Below are 511 nucleotides of genomic sequence, written 5' to 3' on the forward strand. Positions count from 1 at the left end.
CCATAAATCTATCTTGTATTACACTCGATTATAGATGAGTGTCAGTCATTGAAAGGAACAGCCAACCTTGAATACCAAACTTCAAACGAGTGAACCTGTTATTAAGCTATCTTCAATTAGTAAAAGCTTTGATGGCAATACCGTTATCAATAACCTTTCTTTGAACGTACAACACGGCGAATTCCTGACGATCTTAGGCCCCTCTGGGTGTGGGAAAACAACGGTTCTGCGCTTACTGGCAGGATTTGAAGAGTCAGATGTAGGCACAGTAATGCTCGATGGTGTTGATATTACTCACGTACCTGCAGAACAACGACCTGTTAACACCGTCTTCCAGAGTTATGCATTGTTTCCTCATATGACCATTTTCGAGAATGTCGCGTTTGGGCTGAGGATGCAAAAGGTGCCTAATAGCGAGATAACAAACAGGGTTGAAGACGCATTAAAGATGGTTCGACTTCAAGACCATATTAGCAAGAAGCCGCATCAGTTATCTGGTGGTCAGCAGCAG

General features: G+C 42.9%; 1 protein-coding gene. It reads left to right on the plus strand.

Annotated elements, in window-relative coordinates; genetic code table 11:
• Positions 1 to 67: 67 nt before the first annotated feature.
• Positions 68 to 511: ATP-binding cassette domain-containing protein (locus tag BCU12_RS10770; RefSeq protein ID WP_133153866.1), on the plus strand; the 444-nt coding region annotated here is incomplete at its 3' end.

The sequence above is a fragment of the Vibrio sp. 10N.261.55.A7 genome, assembly GCF_002877365.1.
Classification (GTDB): Bacteria; Pseudomonadota; Gammaproteobacteria; order Enterobacterales; family Vibrionaceae; genus Vibrio.